Origin of the sequence: Arthrobacter sp. UYEF20, assembly GCF_040546335.1 — a bacterium.
Taxonomy (GTDB): Bacteria; Actinomycetota; Actinomycetes; order Actinomycetales; family Micrococcaceae; genus Arthrobacter.
The window spans coordinates 16,203-30,916 of the sequence record NZ_JBEPNP010000022.1 but is presented as its reverse complement, the minus strand read 5'-3'; the positions used below and the strand labels follow the sequence as shown (position 1 = coordinate 30,916).

17 protein-coding genes, 1 pseudogene and 1 riboswitch are annotated in these 14,714 nt (G+C 66.4%); of the genes and pseudogenes, 13 read left to right on the top strand and 5 right to left on the bottom strand.

Features of this window, described 5'->3' with window-relative positions; genetic code table 11:
* The first annotated feature begins 327 nt into the window (after positions 1-327).
* The gene (locus ABIB26_RS23800) at positions 328-516 is read left to right on the top strand and encodes a DUF8462 domain-containing protein (RefSeq protein ID WP_502913717.1); all 189 of its coding nucleotides are present in this window, start codon (positions 328-330) and stop codon (positions 514-516) included.
* 237 nt (positions 517-753) lie between these two features.
* On the opposite strand, the gene ABIB26_RS19610 is transcribed toward ABIB26_RS23800, so the two are convergent.
* Positions 754-2,142 carry a glucose-6-phosphate dehydrogenase gene (locus ABIB26_RS19610; protein WP_354246993.1) on the bottom strand — a complete coding sequence of 463 codons (1,389 nt, stop codon included), beginning with the start codon at positions 2,140-2,142 and terminating at the stop codon, positions 754-756.
* A gap of 151 nt (positions 2,143-2,293) precedes the next feature.
* On the opposite strand from ABIB26_RS19610, the gene ffh reads away from it, so the two are divergent.
* Positions 2,294-3,883, top strand: a complete 1,590-nt coding sequence (gene ffh, locus ABIB26_RS19605) for a signal recognition particle protein (RefSeq protein WP_354246990.1) — start codon at positions 2,294-2,296, stop codon at positions 3,881-3,883.
* Positions 3,884-3,987: 104 nt separating this feature from the next.
* Complete coding sequence (locus ABIB26_RS19600) at positions 3,988-4,737, top strand: alpha/beta fold hydrolase (RefSeq protein WP_354246988.1); 750 nt, start codon at positions 3,988-3,990, stop codon at positions 4,735-4,737.
* 82 nt (positions 4,738-4,819) lie between these two features.
* Here ABIB26_RS19600 and thiC read toward each other — a convergent pair whose 3' ends face one another.
* The gene (gene thiC, locus ABIB26_RS19595; protein ID WP_354246985.1) at positions 4,820-6,619 is read right to left on the bottom strand and encodes a phosphomethylpyrimidine synthase ThiC; all 1,800 of its coding nucleotides are present in this window, start codon (positions 6,617-6,619) and stop codon (positions 4,820-4,822) included.
* Positions 6,615-6,722: riboswitch (TPP riboswitch) on the bottom strand. Its footprint overlaps the gene before it by 5 nt.
* Before the next feature lie 28 nt (positions 6,723-6,750).
* On the opposite strand from thiC, the pseudogene ABIB26_RS19590 reads away from it, so the two are divergent.
* Together ABIB26_RS19590 and ABIB26_RS19585 are read left to right on the top strand one after the other, a co-directional pair.
* Positions 6,751-7,355 (top strand): annotated as a pseudogene (locus tag ABIB26_RS19590) (amidohydrolase family protein); the annotation flags it as partial.
* A gap of 237 nt (positions 7,356-7,592) precedes the next feature.
* Positions 7,593-8,348, top strand: a complete 756-nt coding sequence (locus ABIB26_RS19585; protein WP_354246982.1) for a nuclear transport factor 2 family protein — start codon at positions 7,593-7,595, stop codon at positions 8,346-8,348.
* A gap of 411 nt (positions 8,349-8,759) precedes the next feature.
* Here ABIB26_RS19585 and ABIB26_RS19580 read toward each other — a convergent pair whose 3' ends face one another.
* The 3 genes from ABIB26_RS19580 to ABIB26_RS19570 all read right to left on the bottom strand — a co-directional run bounded on the left by ABIB26_RS19580 (position 8,760) and on the right by ABIB26_RS19570 (position 9,798).
* Positions 8,760-8,969, bottom strand: a complete 210-nt coding sequence (locus tag ABIB26_RS19580) for a hypothetical protein (RefSeq protein WP_354246980.1) — start codon at positions 8,967-8,969, stop codon at positions 8,760-8,762.
* A 48-nt stretch (positions 8,970-9,017) separates the two neighbouring features.
* Complete coding sequence (locus tag ABIB26_RS19575; protein ID WP_354246977.1) at positions 9,018-9,353, bottom strand: MoaF-related domain-containing protein; 336 nt, start codon at positions 9,351-9,353, stop codon at positions 9,018-9,020.
* Positions 9,354-9,450: 97 nt separating this feature from the next.
* Positions 9,451-9,798 (bottom strand): hypothetical protein, encoded by a 348-nt coding sequence (locus ABIB26_RS19570; RefSeq protein WP_354246975.1) that lies wholly within the window; start codon positions 9,796-9,798, stop codon positions 9,451-9,453.
* Positions 9,799-9,891: 93 nt separating this feature from the next.
* Here ABIB26_RS19570 and ABIB26_RS19565 point away from each other — a divergent pair, with 93 nt between their 5' ends.
* The 8 genes from ABIB26_RS19565 to rplS all read left to right on the top strand — a co-directional run bounded on the left by ABIB26_RS19565 (position 9,892) and on the right by rplS (position 14,706).
* Positions 9,892-10,062: a hypothetical protein gene (locus ABIB26_RS19565; protein WP_354246973.1), complete on the top strand. Its 171-nt coding sequence runs from the start codon at positions 9,892-9,894 to the stop codon at positions 10,060-10,062.
* A gap of 70 nt (positions 10,063-10,132) precedes the next feature.
* A complete protein-coding gene (locus ABIB26_RS19560) occupies positions 10,133-11,008 on the top strand; it encodes a VOC family protein (protein ID WP_354246971.1) in 876 nt (291 codons plus the stop codon).
* Positions 11,009-11,192: 184 nt separating this feature from the next.
* A complete protein-coding gene (locus tag ABIB26_RS19555; protein ID WP_354246969.1) occupies positions 11,193-11,630 on the top strand; it encodes a hypothetical protein in 438 nt (145 codons plus the stop codon).
* A 254-nt stretch (positions 11,631-11,884) separates the two neighbouring features.
* Positions 11,885-12,304, top strand: coding sequence for a 30S ribosomal protein S16 (gene rpsP / locus ABIB26_RS19550; protein WP_354246966.1), 420 nt, complete (start codon positions 11,885-11,887; stop codon positions 12,302-12,304).
* 4 nt (positions 12,305-12,308) lie between these two features.
* On the top strand, positions 12,309-12,551 hold the full coding sequence (locus tag ABIB26_RS19545) for an RNA-binding protein (RefSeq protein ID WP_056426755.1): 243 nt from the start codon (positions 12,309-12,311) through the stop codon (positions 12,549-12,551).
* A 122-nt stretch (positions 12,552-12,673) separates the two neighbouring features.
* Positions 12,674-13,261, top strand: a complete 588-nt coding sequence (gene rimM / locus ABIB26_RS19540; protein ID WP_354246963.1) for a ribosome maturation factor RimM — start codon at positions 12,674-12,676, stop codon at positions 13,259-13,261.
* Positions 13,262-14,104: a tRNA (guanosine(37)-N1)-methyltransferase TrmD gene (trmD, locus tag ABIB26_RS19535; protein ID WP_354246960.1), complete on the top strand. Its 843-nt coding sequence runs from the start codon at positions 13,262-13,264 to the stop codon at positions 14,102-14,104.
* Positions 14,105-14,346: 242 nt separating this feature from the next.
* Positions 14,347-14,706 (top strand): 50S ribosomal protein L19, encoded by a 360-nt coding sequence (gene rplS / locus ABIB26_RS19530; protein WP_354246957.1) that lies wholly within the window; start codon positions 14,347-14,349, stop codon positions 14,704-14,706.
* Positions 14,707-14,714: the final 8 nt, after the last annotated feature.

The window sequence follows — 14,714 nt, the reverse complement described above, 5'->3', positions numbered from 1 at the left end:
ACCTGGAAAGGTGACCGGCCCGCTTTTCTGTGCCCGCGCGCCGGAAAACTTTGCGTCAGGCAGAGATCGACGGCGGCCGAGGTGCATTAACCACAGATGTTTGTGACGTTCGGCGTGGCGGGGTGACATGAAGAAGACCTCGGGGCGGAGTGGGTTTTTCCTGAGTCCCATTCCACAAACGGAGGTGTTCGTGCGGCTCAGGGGTTTCGTCGCAATGCGCACGCAGGTCTATAACGATTTATCAAGCCGTATAAGCTTTTTGTTATACGGCGATAGAACAGGTTAGAAATTGGCGCAATCAAAGCCCGCCTGGAGGTTGATCGGGGGTTGTACCAGTCAGGCTGGGAGAGGGCGACGCCAGCACAGCGTGAAGTTATGAGGGCGATGGCCGAAGATGGAGGAAGTCCGTCGGCCATTCAGGATCTAGTGGGCATTTTCGTTAGTTCGTCGGGGTTGAGGCCCAGGCTTCGCGCCCGGGAGGACATGCCAAGTCTTCGCGCCCGGGACAGGGCATAGCCGGAATATGTCCATCGGCCGGCCCCGGCGCTGGGCATGTCCTGATCCGGGGGCACGTGCAGCGGCTCCGCCGGGGGCGCCGGGCCACTTCCCCGGGAGGACATGTCCCGTCTTCGCCCCGGGGACCGGGCATATCCGAATATGTCCATCGGCCGGCCCCCACGCGGGGCATGTCCTGCCCGGTGGTCATTCTCGTTTAGCCGCCAGCCGCGTCGCCAACCTCCGTGGTCAATACACTTACGTGGGCCAGCCCTCCGGACCGGACGTCCCGGCGGGGTACTCCTCCAGCGGCACGGAGTTTCGCTCCCACGACTTCAGCACGGGTTCAACGATCCGCCAGCAGTCTTCCGCGGTGTCGCCCCGCACGGACAGCAGGGGATCGCCGGTGAGGACACCCTCCAGGACTTCGCCGTAGGGCAGGAACGCCGAGGCATTCAGCTCGGCCAAGAGGGTGGTCCGGTCCAGGCTGAAGATGTCGCCCGGGCCGTTCACATCGACGTCGAGCTGCAGCGTGTCCGGGCCGAATCCGATCCGGAGCTGGTTGGGGGCGTCCACCCCGGTGAACCCCTTCGGCAGGTGCGGCACGGGCCGGAACGTGATCACCGCTTCCTTTCGCGTCGTGCCCAGCGCCTTTCCGGAGCGCAGGATGAAGGGGACACCCCGCCAGCGCCAGTTGTCGATCTCCACTTTGACCTCGGCGAGCGTTTCGGTGCCCCTGGCCGCGTCCACGCCCTCTTCCTTGGCATAGTCCGGGATCTTGCGTCCGGTGATAGACCCTGCCGTGTACCGGGCGCGGCGTGTGTTCTTGGCGTAGGGCGCCTTGATGCTGCTGGCCCGCAGGACGGTCGCCACACCGTCGCGGAGATCCCGCTGATCTACAGAGGCCGGGGGCTCCATCGCCATGAGGGCCATGATCTGGAGCAGGTGGCTCTGGATCATGTCCCGGAGGGCGCCGGCGCCGTCGTAGTAACGCGCACGTCCCTCCAGGGCAAGGTCCTCATCAAAGATGATCTCCACCTTTTCGATGTGCTCCCGGTTCCAGACGGGTTCAAGGAAGTTGTTGGCGAACCGCAGGCCCAGGATGTTGAGCACCGTCGCCTTGCCCAGGAAATGGTCCACCCGGTGGATGTGGTCCTCCGGGACGAGGCTGGCCAGGGTCTTGTTCAGGTGGCGCGCGGACTCCTCATCGGAACCGAAGGGTTTCTCCATCACCAGCCGGGTTCCGGACGGGACCTGCCCCGGTTTAAGGGCCTCGCAGGCTTTCTGGCTGACCTGCGGCGGGAGCGCGAAGTACACCGCAACCGGGCCCTCGAGCTGTGCCAGTTGCCCGGCCAGCTGTCCATCCGCCGTCACGTCCAGCTGGTGGTAGCTCGTGGTCCCGCGGATCCGCTTCAGTTCCCTCTTGCCAGCGGCATCCGTCTGGGAGGCGGCATCGGCGAAGCTCGCGTCGATGCGTTCCAGCCATTGAGCCTGCGTCCACGGATTGGAGCCGGCGCCCACGAGCGTCAGGCCCTCGGCCCGCCCGCGGGCCGCGAGCCCCGCCAGTCCCGGCAGCAGCAGCCTTCCGGTCAGGTCGCCCGAGGCGCCGAGGATGAGCAGGGTTTTCACGGTTGTTTGGCTGGTCATCCAGCCAGCATGCCATCTTGGAGTCCCGTCTTGGTACCCTAGATAGTCGAGTCCCGTTGTCGAGGCGGTTCGTTCAGGCGAACATCAGTCGCGACGCTGGCGTGCCGGACCGGCCGCCATCCGTAGATCCACTGAAAGAAGTGCACGGCGCGTGTTCAATTCACTCTCTGACCGGTTGACAGCAACCTTCAAGAACCTCCGTGGCAAAGGCCGCCTCACCGAGGCGGACGTTGACGGCACGGTCCGCGAGATCCGGCGCGCCCTGCTGGACGCCGACGTTGCCGTGCCCGTGGTCCGCGAATTTACCGGACGAGTTCGCGAGCGTGCCCTCGGCGCCGAGGTCAACGCCGCCCTGAATCCCGGCCAGCAGATCGTGAAGATCGTCAACGAGGAACTCGTCGAGATCCTCGGCGGCGAAACCCGCCGGATCCGCCTCGCCAAGACCGGCCCCACCGTCATCATGCTCGCCGGCCTCCAGGGTGCCGGCAAGACCACCCTCGCCGGCAAGCTCGCCAAGTACCTCAAGGCCCAGGGCCACAGCCCCATGCTGGTCGCCTCCGACCTGCAGCGCCCCAACGCCGTCAACCAGCTCCAGATCGTCGGCCAGCGCGCCGGCGTGCCCGTGTTCGCCCCGCACCCGGGCGCCACCTCCACCGAGCTCGATCACCCCGCCGGTGACCCGGTCGCCGTCGCCCGCGCCGGCGTCGAGGAAGCCCGCCGCACCCTGCACGACGTCGTGATCGTGGACACCGCCGGCCGGACCGGCGTCGACGCGGACATGATGGAACAGGCACGCCAGATCCGCCGGGCCATCGTCCCGAACGAAGTCCTGTTCGTGATCGACTCGATGATCGGCCAGGACGCCGTCAACACGGCCTTGGCCTTCGACGAAGGCGTCAACTTCACCGGCATCGTGCTCTCCAAGCTCGACGGCGACGCCCGCGGCGGTGCCGCGCTCTCCGTCGCGTCCGTGACCGGCAAGCCCGTCATGTTCGCGTCCACCGGCGAAGGCCTGGACGACTTCGAGCTCTTCCACCCGGACCGGATGGCCTCGCGGATCCTCGACCTCGGTGACGTGCTCACCCTGATCGAGCAGGCCGAGCAGAACTGGGACAAGGACGAGGCCGCCCGGATGGCGAAGAAGTTCGCCGACCAGGAAGATTTCACCCTTGACGACTTCCTCTCCCAGATGCAGCAGATCCGCAACATGGGCTCCATGAAGAAAATGCTCATGATGATGCCCGGCGCGCAGAACATCCGGCAGCAGCTGGAGCAGTTCGATGAACGGGAAATCGACCGCGTCGAGGCGATCGTCCGCTCCATGACCCCGCACGAGCGGGTTGCGCCGAAGATCATCAACGGCTCCCGCCGCGCCCGTATTGCCCGTGGTTCCGGTGTGCATGTCTCCGAGGTGAACGGCCTGCTGGAACGCTTTGCCCAGGCGCAGAAGATGATGAAGAAGATGGCTGCAGGCGGCGGCATGCCTGGAATGCCCGGCATGCCGGGCATGGGCGGCGGAGGAGGTGCCCGCAAGAGTGCCAAGAACGCGCCCAAGAAGAAGGCCCGCTCCGGGAACCCGGCCAAGGCAGCACAGGAACTCAAGGACGCCGAGGCCCGGCGTGCCGCGGGACCGAAGCCGCTGCCCACCGGGGCATCCTTCGGCGGCCAAGGTGAGGATTTCGATCCCTCCCAGCTGAACCTGCCCAAGGGCTTCGATAAGTTCCTCGGCGGCAGCAAGTAGCGGCACTAAAGTAACGGCATTAGGGTAACGGAGCCGGCGAACCAGGCGCCGTGCCCGCTATGTCGCCGGGGCTGATTGCCGGGCCGGTGCCATAGGGTTGGATCATGTTCAAGCAGCGCGTAGTTTTCGTCCACGGGGCGGGCAGCTTCGGCGCCGCGGCGTGGCCGAAACAGCACGGGATGGCGCTGGACTACGACGCGCTGTTCCTGCGCCGGCACGGCTTCGACGCCGTCGCGGAACCGCTTGAAACGGACTTCGCCGCGGATGCCGCGATCGTGCTGCGTGCCCTGGCCGACGACGGCCGCGGCGAGTCGGGCGGCCACGTCGTGGCGCATTCGCAGGGCGCCATAGCGGCGATGATGGCCGCCGTCGAGCGCCCCGACCTGGTGCAGTCCCTGGCCCTGGTTGAACCGGCCTGCCTCTCGCTGACGGCGGAACTGCCCGCGACGGCGGCGTACCGGGCCCTGATGCAGCCGCTCTTCGATGTGCGGCACCACCTCAGCGATGACGATTTCCGGCGCGAGTTCATCCGCCGGGCGTTCGCCGCCCACAGCCCCGGCGCCGGAACGGCCGAAGTCCCGGGGCCCGAAGAGCAGCGTGAAGCCCGCAGGCTGCGGCTGCAGGCACCGCCCTGGGAAGCCCCGCTGCAGATCGTCCCGGGCGTACCCACCCTGGTCCTGACCGGTGGCTGGGAGCCGCTCTACGAGGAAATCGCCGGCTACCTGCGCGAGACCGGCGCCCTGCACCGCATTGCGGCGGGCGGGCACCGGCCCCAGGATTCAGCTGAGGGTGACCGGGTCATCCGGGCGTTCATCGCCGACGTCGGCCGGAGCCAGCACGCCCACGCCTCCTAAGTGGCTGGCCCAACTGGGTCGCAGTTAATGTCGTTATGGGCGCCCAAAACGACGTTAACTGCGACCTAGTTGGGCGGGTCCGCTAGGCCTGGGCCGGAAGCTGCGGCTCCGGCAGGTAGACCTTGCCGCCCGAGGCGAGGAACTCGTTGCTCTTCGCACGCATTCCCGCCGCCATGTCGGCGAGTGCGGCCTGCGAGTCCGCGGAGCCGTATTCGTCCCGGATGTCCTGGCTGATGCGCATGGAGCAGAACTTGGGCCCGCACATCGAGCAGAAGTGGGCCGTCTTGGCCGGCTCCGCGGGGAGCGTCTCATCGTGGAAGGCCTCGGCCGTGACCGGGTCCAGCGACAGCGCGAACTGGTCCCGCCAGCGGAATTCGAAGCGGGCCTTGGACAGGGCATCGTCGCGTTCGTGCGCACCGGGGTGGCCCTTGGCGAGGTCGGCGGCATGGGCGGCGATCTTGTAGGTGATCACGCCGGTCTTCACATCGTCCTTGTTGGGCAGTCCGAGGTGTTCCTTGGGCGTGACATAGCAGAGCATCGCGGTGCCGTAGCGGGCAATCTCCGTGGCGCCGATCGCCGAGGTGATGTGGTCATAGCCGGGCGCAATATCCGTGACCAGCGGCCCCAGCGTGTAGAACGGGGCGCCGTCGCACAGCTCCTGCTGGCGTTCCACATTTTCACGGACCAGGTGGAAGGGGATGTGCCCCGGGCCTTCGACCATGACCTGCACGTCGTATGTCCACGCCCGCTTGGTAAGTTCGGCCAGGGTGTCCAGTTCGGCGAACTGGGCGGCGTCGTTGGCGTCCGCCGTCGACCCTGGCCGCAGACCGTCACCGAGGGAGAACGCGACGTCGTACTTGGCGAAAATTTCGCACAGCTCGTCAAAGTGCGTATACAGGAAGTTTTCCTCGTGGTGGGCCAGGCACCAGCCTGCCATGATCGCTCCGCCGCGGGACACGATCCCGGTGACCCGGTTGGCGGTCAACGGCACATAGCGCAGCAGCACACCTGCGTGGACGGTCATGTAGTCCACGCCTTGCTCACATTGCTCGATCACCGTGTCCCGGTAGATCTCCCAGGTCAGGTCATTGGCCTCGCCGTTGACCTTCTCCAGCGCCTGGTAGATCGGCACCGTCCCGATCGGGACGGGGGAGTTGCGGATGATCCATTCACGGGTGGTGTGGATGTCATCCCCGGTGGAAAGGTCCATCACCGTGTCCGCGCCCCACTGGGCGGCCCACTGCAGCTTGTCCACTTCCTCGGCGATGGAGCTGGTGACCGCCGAGTTGCCGATGTTGGCGTTGATCTTCACGAGGAAGGCCTTGCCGATGATCATGGGCTCGGATTCGGGGTGGTTGATGCTGTTGGGAATGATGGCGCGGCCGGCCGCCACCTCGCTGCGGACCAGCTCCACGTCGCAGTTCTCCCGAGCGGCCACGAACCGCATCTCCGGAGTGATGACGCCCTGGCGGGCGTAGTGCATCTGGGTGACCGTCTTGCCGTCGACGGCGCGGCGGGGCACCGGCTGTGCACCCTTCCATTCAGCCGACGCGGCGCCCCTGCGCACCGCCGACTTACCGTCGTCGAGCAGGTTCCGTTCCCGGCCGCCGTAGGGCTCGGTATCGCCCCGGGATTCTATCCATTCGGACCGGAACGGCTCCAAGCCGACCACTGGATCGCTTCCGGGGCCGGCCGTCCGGTATATCGTGAACGGCGGATTCTTCACCCCGCCGGGGGAATCCTCCAGGGCAATTTCGGTCACCGGAACGCGGATGCCGTGTTCCTCGTCCGTGGTGAAAGCCAAAGAATGGGACTTCAGTGACTGTGTTTCCTGGGAAGTCTCATTTTGGGCAGGGATCAACTGTGTTTCTTGCGTATTCACGGGAATACTCACTTCCTTCGCCGGCATTACCCGGACAGGTTCAACGGTCGCAGGCTGCATCAGCCCGATCTCAGCCCCTGCAAGGGCACCCGTGTGGTCGTAGACGAAGCTACCACACGGGTGGGCCGGGACTGGACGGGTGGGTCATCCCCGGGCTGGTCGACGCGCACTGCCACATCGGTCTCGGCCCCGGCGGGGTTGTGGCGGAACAGGTGGCGGAGGCGCAGGCCATCACCGACCGAGACGCCGGCACCCTGCTGGTGCGCGATGCCGGCGCCGTGCACGACACCCGCTGGCTGCAGCGGCGTGCCGACGTGCCACACATCATCCGGTCCGGCCGGCACATCGCGAGAACCCGGCGCTACCTGCACGGCTTCGCCGTCGAAGTGGAGCCGGAGGGTCTGGTGGAGGCCGTACGCAAGCAGGCCCGCGCCGGCGACGGCTGGGTCAAGGTCGTGGGGGACTGGATTGACCGCGACGCCGGCGACCTCGCCCCGGGAGCTCAAGGACGCCGTGCAGGCCGCCCATGATGAAGGCGCCCGGGTCACGGCGCACTGCTTCGCCGAGGACACGCTGGATGACATGCTCGACGCCGGGATCGACTGCATCGAAAACGGCACCGGCCTGCCCCCCGCGGCACCTGCCTCGTTTCGTCGAACAAGGCGTGCCGATCGTCCCCACCCTCATCAACATCGCGACGTTCCCGGCCCTCGCGGCGCCGGCGGACACAAAGTTTGCGGGGAGACCCTGCCGCTGTGCCGGCTGCGCTACGCCGGATACGCCAACGCCTGGGGCTTCGCGATCTACCGCGCCAGTCACGGACGACTACCAGGACAACTACCTGCCCATAGGGCTGGCCGGCGGCACCGCCGAAGAAGCCCTCGACACCGCCTGCGGCCTCTACCCCAACGACCCCGCCGCCTGGACCTGAACCCCCGACGAATTAACGAAAATGAGGACTAGGAGCACTCCCATGACCAGCAAGGCCATCGTCATCGCGGCAACCACCGCGCTCTTCATCAACAGGGACCTTACGGCGATCGACACCTACTTCGATCCCAGCTACGTACAGCACTCCACCCTGGTTGCCGGCGGCATCGAGGGGCTGCGGGCACTCGCATCGAATCTGCCGACGGACTTCGCCTACACCCCTGTACGGGCATACGCGGAAGGTGACCTCGTTGTCACCCAGGGTCTCTACGCCGGCTTCGGGCCCGCGGAATTGGTCGGCTTCGACGTGTGGCGTGTCGAGAACGACCGCATCGTGGAGCACTGGGACTCTCTCGTCCCCGTCGCCGAGGAAACCGTCAGCGGCCGCACCCAGACCGATGGCCCGGTGGCCGCCACCGACCTCGACAAGACCGCGCAGAACAAGGCCCTCGTCCTCGACTGGGTCGAGAAGGTCCTCGTTGGCGCCGACTACAGCCTGTTGACCGACTATGTCACGACCGGGCTCTACGCCCAGCACAATGTCGAGGCGGCCGACAATCTTGACGGATTCGGGGCGGCGGCAGCCGCCTGGGGCGCGGACGGCAAGCTCCTGGCCTACAAAGCGGTGCACCAGGTCGTCGCCGAGGGAGACTTCGTCTTCACCCGCGCCGAAGGTGAATTCGGCGTCCCGGTCATCTACAACGACCTGTGGCGCATCGAGAACGGCAAGATCGTCGAACACTGGGACGCCATCGCCCCGGTTCCGGCCGAACTTCCACACACCAACGGCATCTTCTAGGACACGCCGGAGGGCGGCGCAAGACCGGCCGCCCCCGCTCGTCGAACCTGCATCACCCTTACTTCAGCAATTCGATGGGACCTGTCCGCGAACGACTGTTCGTGAGACTAGCCCGGGCAGTCGGCGGGGCGCTCCTGCCCGGTTGCTTGCCGCCGGACCGCCTGCCTGCCGTGGCGAACCCCGGATTCCCGCGGGCGGTTTGCGCGTGGCGCCGAAGCAACTGGGGAGGAACGTCACGGCAGGGGTGCGTGGGGCGTTTCCGGTGGCCGGCGCCGGGCTACTTCCCGGGAGGACCGCCTAGTCCTCGCGCCCGGGACCGGGCAGGACCGGAATATGTCGCCCGCCGACCCCGGCGCGCGGCATGCCCTTGAGTCCGGCCACCCCGCTGCCTGGACCTGAACCCCCGGCGAACTAACGAAAATGCCTACTAGCCGGAAGAAGCGTCATTTTCAGGGCGATCCGGTCCGCGTCCGCCGTCGTCGTGACCGGCCGCAGACCCTCGTCGACCTCGGCCCGGCTCACCCAGGTCCGCAGCGCCTCGGAGCTCACCCCGAGCTGCTCTCCGATCCGGCGGTACGCGCCGGTCCTGGTCGCAGGGTCTTTCCTTGCATCAATGGCCATCCGCGTTGCGCGCTCACGCAGTTCGGCAACGCGCGGCCTGTGGACGGCTCAGTGATCATGGACCGGGATGATTCGCCCCTTAAGGTTCCAGAAGCTGCGGGAGGCCAGGTCGGTGATGTTGGTGTAAGCGGTCAGGTTTTCGTAGTCCTGGACGTGGGTGACGGTGTTGCCGGTGTCTTCCTCGACCCAGGTGACCAAATACAGGTCGGGGCGGAGTTGCGTGCGGGTGATATCGAATTTATTGAGTGTCCCGGCCGGGTAGCTGGCGTCGGCGACGACGGTGACTTCGAGTTTGTCCTCGGCAACGAAATTCAGTTCGTATTTGGCGTTGTCGCCGAAATCGAAAACGAACTTTCGCCCGGTTATCTGAGTCTTCTCTGTCATGGCCCAGCCTTCTGTGGATAAATGGGTGGAAGCGGTGTGGAGCCGAATGACCACTGCGCCCGGTCCCGGCTTCGGCTTCCGCGTGATGGGCGCGGGTCTACGCCCAGATGTACTCTTCGGCGATGGCTCCGTCACGCCACTTCGCGACCGTCACCATGCGGCTTCCATCCTCGAACTCGCCGATGACACAGGTCCACTCACCGGATCCGAACGCGATCGGGTGGGAGGTGATCGTGGGCGGCGTGCCCCCGGCGGAATCGACGTAAGCCTTCATCGCGTCAATGTGCTGCCCGACCCCACGCGTGGGGTCCTGGCCTTTCCAGTCCACGAGAACGTCATCAGTGTGGTGATGGGCAAAGGCGCCGTTCCAGTCGGCCTTGTTCCAACCGTCGAAGTCGAGATCGTCCATTCCCTTGAGATTGCGGTCAACCTGCTCGTCCTGCATGGTTCCTCCTTCTCCAAGAGCGCCGACCTCGGTCTCCGGCCGCGCTGCCGTGCCAACCTTGAATCTGACTCGCCCAGCGTAGATGAGCGGTCAATGACGTACAAGGTTCTGCCCAGGGCGATCAGCGAAGGTGCCAGCGCCGATGTCCTGGTCTCCGCCGACGATCCGCGGAGCGGTCTGGACACGCTGCGGCAGCTGAAACATATCGTGCCGCGCGGAGAGCCGGTCCGCCAGGAACAACCCAGGCCATTAGGAATAAATTGAAGCTTCAAGTAATTTAGTTTATATGAAGGTCATCGAAGGTCGGTGGCCGCTGAAGCACCGGAGCGATCAAATGACTGCAGAAGCCAGCACCCAGGATCTTCTTCCCGCCGCACTCACCATGGGCACCGTGATGCTCAAGGTCGGCGATATGAAGCTCATGACGGACTACTACCAGCGCGCCCTCGGCCTCGACATCGTGGCCGAGCAGGACGGCGGGCTCTACCTGGGACGCCGGCAGAAGCCGCTGGTCCACCTCGCCCCGGCGCCCGGACTCAGCCTCCCCTCGCGCGGCGAGGCCGGCCTCTTCCACACCGCGCTGCTGTTCGACGACCAGCCGTCCCTCGCCGCCACGGTGGCCAGCGCCGCCCAGTTCGAGCCGCAGTCCTTCACCGGCAGCGCAGACCACCTCGTGAGCGAGGCCTTCTACTTCAACGATCCCGAGGGCAACGGCATCGAGCTGTACTGGGACCGTCCGCGCGAGGCGTGGTCCTGGGAGGGTAACAACGTTGTGATGGACAGCCTGGCCCTGCCGCCGCAGCGCTACCTCGAACAGTTCCTCACCGAGGAATCCGTCAGCGGACAGCGTGAGGCGGAGGCCGGCATCGGGCATGTCCATCTGCAGGTGGGTGACGTCCATTCTGCGCAGGACTTCTACGTCGGGACCCTCGGCTTCGAGAAGACCGCAGGCTGGCACGGCCAGGCGCTGTTCGTGTCCGCGGGAGGCTACCACCACCACATGGCGATGAACGTCTGGAACAGCCGCGGCGCCGGCCCCCGCCGGGACACCCTCGGCCTGGGCGAGGTGCTGATTGAAGTACCGTCAGGCGACGACGTCGGAGCCCTCGCCGGCCGCCTCAAGACCGCCGGCGTCCCCTCGCACCACACGGGAGCCGAACTGCGCTTCGAAGACCCGTGGCGGAACCGCATCCGCGTCGCCGTGCGCTGACGGCACCCTGGCTGCGGCGCGGGCCGGTGCGCTGGCTGCGGCGCCGGCCGGCACGCTGGCTGGGCGCCGGCTGGGCGTGCTGGCCGGCGGCGCTGGCCGGCACGCCGTCCGGACCGGGCGGCTGGGCTAGGCTGGAGCCGGAATTTCCGCCGCGCGATCAGCGCCGAGCCACTAAGGATCACCCATGGGATTCACCGAAATCTTTGTCTCCACCCACGATGAAGCCCTCAAGCGCGCGGCTGCGCTCGAGGGCGGCGGAGCCGCGGCCGCCGGGGCCCTCCGGATCCCGGACATCAGCGACTTCGAAGTCGAACGACTCGGCGATCTGGCCGGGACGGCCGTGCACTCCGCCGGCGCCGACTACGAGCTCGCCATGGTGGACGTGGCCAGCGACTCCCTGCTTGGCGTCCCGCCGGCCATGGTCAGGGCGCTCGCGGACCTGCTCAGCTATGAGACCGAGGGGGAGGGCGACGTCCTGGCGGAGGTGGCCCTCAGCTGGGCCGCCGAGGAGGACATGCCCTTCGGTGCGGACCAGGCAGCCCGTTATGTCCGCCAGCTGGCGGAACTGGCTGCCGGCGTCGATCCCGCCGCCCGGTCCGGGCTCTACGTCTGGACCCGCTGACGCCGCAGTCCGGAACCGCTTGGCCCCGCTATTTGTCTGCAGATTTGCCCCCTGATTTGCCCTCTGATCTGCACGGGTGCGGGCGTCAAGTCGAAATCCGCGCGTTGATCTGGCACAATGAACAGGTACTCGATCTGCGTGGCCCCTCTCTCCGCGTCCGGATCTTGTCCTTTTAGAACCCCCTAGTACGGCCCGCCCCACGGGTGCAGAACGCCGGGCTCGACCCCGTTTCAGAAACAGGAGTGACCACAAAAGTGGCCGTAAAGATTCGCCTTAAGCGCTTCGGTAAGATGCGCGCACCGTACTACCGCATCGTCGTCATGGACGCACGCTCCAAGCGTGATGGCCGTGCCATCGAAGAGATCGGCAAGTACCACCCCACCGAAGAGCCCTCGTACATCGAGGTGGACGCGGACCGTGCCCAGTACTGGCTCGGCGTCGGCGCACAGCCGTCCGAGCAGGTTGCCGCGATCCTCAAGATCACCGGTGACTGGCAGAAGTTCAAGGGCCTCCCGGGCCAGGAGGGCACCTTGAAGACCAAGGCTCCCAAGGCTGCCTTCGTTACCCCGGAAAAGGGTTCCGTGATCATCCCGGAGGCCATCACCAAGAAGGCCAAGAAGGACGACGCAGCCGAGGCCCCCGCCGACGCCGCAGCAGAGACCACCGAGGCTTAGTACATTGCTGGCAGAAGCGCTCGAACACCTCGTCCGCGGGATCGTTGACAGCCCTGAGGATGTCAAGGTCAGTGCGAAGAACAACCGCCGCGGGGACACCCTCGAAGTGCGCGTTCACCAGGACGACCTCGGACGGGTGATCGGCCGGCAGGGCCGCACCGCACGCGCATTGCGCACAGTGGTTGCAGCGCTGGCGGATGGCGAGCCGGTCAGGGTCGACGTCGTCGACACCGACCGCCGCCGGTAACGCTTTCAGCACTACTTGTCTTGAGTCCGGCCCCTTCACCAGATAATGGTGGAGGGGCCGGACTGTTTTCCCTTGATCCACAGAATCGCCAACCGAACAACCAACCCCGAACAGAGGAACAGATGCAGCTTCAGGTGGCACGAATCGGCAAGCCCCACGGCATCCGCGGCGAAGTGACCGTCCAGGTGCTCACCGACGCGCCCGGGGACCGCTTCGTTCCGGGCACCCAGTTCGTGGTGGAGCCCGCCTCGGCCGGCCCGCTGACCATCCTCAGCGCCCGCTGGAACAAGGACATCCTGCTGCTCGCGTTCGAGGAGATCGAGACCCGCAACGAAGCGGAGACCGTCCGCGGCGCCAAGCTGTTCATCGAAACCGAGGAACTCGACGACGATGACGACGACGAGGGCTGGTACGAACACGAGCTCGTCGGCCTGGACGTCCGCGTCGGCGACAAGGTGGTCGGCAAGGTCTCCGGGTTGAACACCCTCCCGGTCCAGGACCTGCTCGTGGTCACGTCGCAGGACGGCAGGGAAATCCTGATCCCCTTCGTGGAGCAGATTGTCCCCGAGGTCAACGTCGGCGAAGGCTTTGTCCTCGTGACCCCGCCGCCGGGACTCTTCGAGGTCAATGCCGAAGAGGGCGCCGAGTCCGACGACGACGCCGGGCCCGGGGACGCTTCCAAGTCCGAGGACGCTGGAGAAACCGCCTAAATGAGGATCGACGTCGTCAGCATCTTTCCCGAGTACCTGGCGCCCCTGGAACTCTCGCTGATCGGTAAGGCGCGCCAGGACGGGCTGCTGGAGCTGAACGTCTACGACCTCCGGGACTTCACCACGGACCGGCACCGGACGGTGGATGACACCCCGTACGGCGGCGGTGCCGGCATGGTCATGAAGCCGGAGCCGTGGGCGCAGGCGCTGGCCGCCGTGGCCGCCGTCGGACCCGCAGACTCCAGTCCGGACGGCCCTGACAATCCGGGAACAGCGGCCCGGCCGGTCCTGATTGTGCCGTCGCCGGCGGGGGAGCGGTTCACCCAGGCCACGGCCCACGAACTCGCCGAGGAGGACCGGCTGGTGTTCGCCTGCGGACGCTACGAAGGCATCGACGAGCGCGTGATGGAATGGGCCGCCGGCCACTTCACCGTGCGGCCCGTGAGCCTGGGGGACTATGTGCTCAACGGCGGCGAGGTGGCCGTGCTGGCCATGGTGGAGGCCATCGGGCGGCTGCTGCCCGGCGTCGTCGGCAACCCCGAGTCCCTCGTCGAGGAATCCCACTCGGACGGGCTGCTGGAATACCCCGTCTACACCAAGCCCTCCAGCTGGCGGGACCGGGATGTGCCGGCGGTGCTGCTGAGCGGCAACCACGGCAAAATCGCCCAATGGCGCCGGCACGAGCAGTACCGGCGCACTGCCGAACGCCGCCCCGACCTGCTCACGGAGTTCGACGCCGCCAAGCTGCCGCGCGCGGACCGTACGGCCTTCTCGGACCTCGGGTACGACGTCGTCGACGGGCACCTCAGGCGCCGCCCCGACGCCGGTGCGGAGCAGTCCTAGAGTCCGCGTCGCGCGGGATTGGCCGGAAGGCCCCGGATGTGGCAAAATTAGTCCTTGTGCCTGCTGGGTTGCGAACCTGCCACAGGGGGAGCGTCACCAACAGCCCGGCACCCCGGCCCCGTCAATTCCTGACGGAGCCGGAACAGAAAACTTTCGGCGGGAATTCCCGGGCCGCTTTTGCGCCGGGCTTGGCCGCCGTGACCCAACGTGAGTGACCTGTGGCGTTCACCAGGAGTGGATCAATGCATATCCTCGATTCCGTAGATGCAGCCTCGCTGCGCACCGATGTTCCCGTCTTCCGCGCGGGTGACACCCTCAAGGTTCACGTGAACATCATCGAAGGCAAGAACTCCCGTGTCCAGGTCTTCCAGGGCTTCGTGCTGGGCCGCCATGGCGACGGTCTCCGCGAAACCTTCACCATCCGCAAGGTCTCCTTCGGCGTCGGCGTGGAGCGTACCTTCCCGGTGCACTCCCCGATCATCGACAAGATCGAGGTTGTCTCCAAGGGTGACGTGCGCCGCGCCAAGCTTTACTACATGCGTGATCTGCGCGGCAAGGCCGCGAAGATCAAGGAAAAGCGCGACTTCCAGACCAAAAAGTAAGTCCCTTC

Coding starts and splice junctions, on each gene's coding strand:
- ABIB26_RS19610 (WP_354246993.1), bottom strand. CDS start 2,142: ATGACCAGCCAAACAACCGTGAAAACCCTGCTCATCCTCGGCGCCTCG.
- ABIB26_RS19600 (WP_354246988.1), top strand. CDS start 3,988: ATGTTCAAGCAGCGCGTAGTTTTCGTCCACGGGGCGGGCAGCTTCGGC.
- ABIB26_RS19585 (WP_354246982.1), top strand. CDS start 7,593: ATGACCAGCAAGGCCATCGTCATCGCGGCAACCACCGCGCTCTTCATC.
- ABIB26_RS19580 (WP_354246980.1), bottom strand. CDS start 8,969: ATGGCCATTGATGCAAGGAAAGACCCTGCGACCAGGACCGGCGCGTAC.
- ABIB26_RS19575 (WP_354246977.1), bottom strand. CDS start 9,353: ATGACAGAGAAGACTCAGATAACCGGGCGAAAGTTCGTTTTCGATTTC.
- ABIB26_RS19570 (WP_354246975.1), bottom strand. CDS start 9,798: ATGCAGGACGAGCAGGTTGACCGCAATCTCAAGGGAATGGACGATCTC.
- ABIB26_RS19565 (WP_354246973.1), top strand. CDS start 9,892: ATGACGTACAAGGTTCTGCCCAGGGCGATCAGCGAAGGTGCCAGCGCC.
- ABIB26_RS19560 (WP_354246971.1), top strand. CDS start 10,133: ATGACTGCAGAAGCCAGCACCCAGGATCTTCTTCCCGCCGCACTCACC.
- ABIB26_RS19555 (WP_354246969.1), top strand. CDS start 11,193: ATGGGATTCACCGAAATCTTTGTCTCCACCCACGATGAAGCCCTCAAG.
- rimM (WP_354246963.1), top strand. CDS start 12,674: ATGCAGCTTCAGGTGGCACGAATCGGCAAGCCCCACGGCATCCGCGGC.
- trmD (WP_354246960.1), top strand. CDS start 13,262: ATGAGGATCGACGTCGTCAGCATCTTTCCCGAGTACCTGGCGCCCCTG.
- rplS (WP_354246957.1), top strand. CDS start 14,347: ATGCATATCCTCGATTCCGTAGATGCAGCCTCGCTGCGCACCGATGTT.